The sequence below is a fragment of the Oleiphilus sp. HI0043 genome (assembly GCF_001634935.1).
The window spans coordinates 1-1,523 of the sequence record NZ_LWEY01001666.1; the positions used below are offsets into that span (position 1 = coordinate 1).

At 43.6% G+C, this 1,523-nt stretch carries 1 protein-coding gene; it reads left to right on the forward strand.

What is annotated here, in order from left to right:
* Window positions 1-739: 739 nt before the first annotated feature.
* Window positions 740-1,523: esterase/lipase family protein (locus A3729_RS25305; RefSeq protein ID WP_369820159.1), on the forward strand; the 784-nt coding region annotated here is incomplete at its 3' end.

Genomic DNA, 1,523 nt, shown 5'->3' on the forward strand with positions numbered 1-1,523 from the left:
TTTATTTTATGGCAGAGAAGTAAGGCCTGGGCGATATGTGGCAGTAGGTGTCTCTGTGTATTGGATAGGGGGAGCTGGGCTTCTGCGCGGCGATCAAAAGCAATGCTAGCGACCAACTCGNCGCGATGGTCGAAAGGAATACACGGATAAAGTACGTGTTTGTGAACAAAAATATAATAAGAACTAGAGCTACCGGCCGGTGCTTCCTTGCGAATGTCGCTTAGCTCAGTCTCGCTCAATAACGAGCTTTGCCAAGGGATTAGGCGTTCACTAAGGTCAATTGAAGCGCTGCCGAAGATGTCGCAAAGTTCTTGTGCCAAGCCTTCGGGGCCTTTAGATGCACTGTCGTAGAGCTTTAAGGTGAGCACTGAGCTGTCAAGGGGCGCTTTTTTTATAGAACTGCTATACACGTTTTATTCCGAAACTTATCTATCAATGCTGTTAAAGCGTTTGTCTTTTATCTAGTGCGTTTATAAGTGAGCATCATAGGGAATTTTAAGCAACAAATCGGTCTTGACACTTTGTTTTTGTGACAAGACTTCTTAATAAGTAGAAGTACGTGGTGATTCTGTGATCTTATCGCACTGAATTTATAGGGCTTCGTCACAGCGGTACTTACTTGGCTAAGTTCGTGTTTAAGAGGGATGACATTTGAATAGCCTTCATTGATTGAGTTGGATCATGTCTCATATTCCAGAAAACATGCTAATCTGAAGATCTTCACTTACGGAGATCATGTATGAGTCATACTGTTGAAGGTCAAGAGACCCATAAACATTGGGGGCGTCTAGGGCGCTCCATCCTCAATGGAGTGATAGGTGACTACCTTGAAAAAGAATGTAACCCTTTGGCTATCCAGATGGGCTTTTATTACCACTACAAACGCTTGGTCTTAAATGAACACCTCGTTCATCAGCTGGATGCGCCGTTAAGTAATAAGGTGGTTGTATTTGTTCATGGGCTAACAAACCTGGAAACGGTTTGGGATTACCACCTAAAGGCTCCCAGTGAAGGGGAATCTCTCGTCGATCATTATATTGATAGCTGTTTCGACTATAAAGGCGGCGATGTCAGGGAAAACTATGGTACAAAGTTGCAGGAAGATTTTGGTTATACACCGTTCTATCTTCGCTACAATACCGGACTTTCTTTAGAAAAAAATGGTCGTCTTCTGGCAAAGCAACTGACTCAATTGCACGAAGCCTACCCGATTAATATTGATGAACTGATGCTTGTCGGTTTCAGTATGGGCGGACTCTTACTTCGACATGCTCAATATTGTGCCATCCAAACTGATATGCCTTGGCTCTCGAACTTAAGTAAATGTATGTACTTGGGTACACCGCACGAAGGCTCACCGCTTGAAAAGTTTGGCCACTTTAGCGGTGAAATCGTTCGACACTTTCCTCGGGATTATATTAGCCATTGGGCTGATTGGATTGATCGGCGGAGTGAAGGTATTCAAGATTTAAAGCATGGCTTGAAGTTTTTTGCTCCATCTGAAGACATTGAGTCGTCATGTG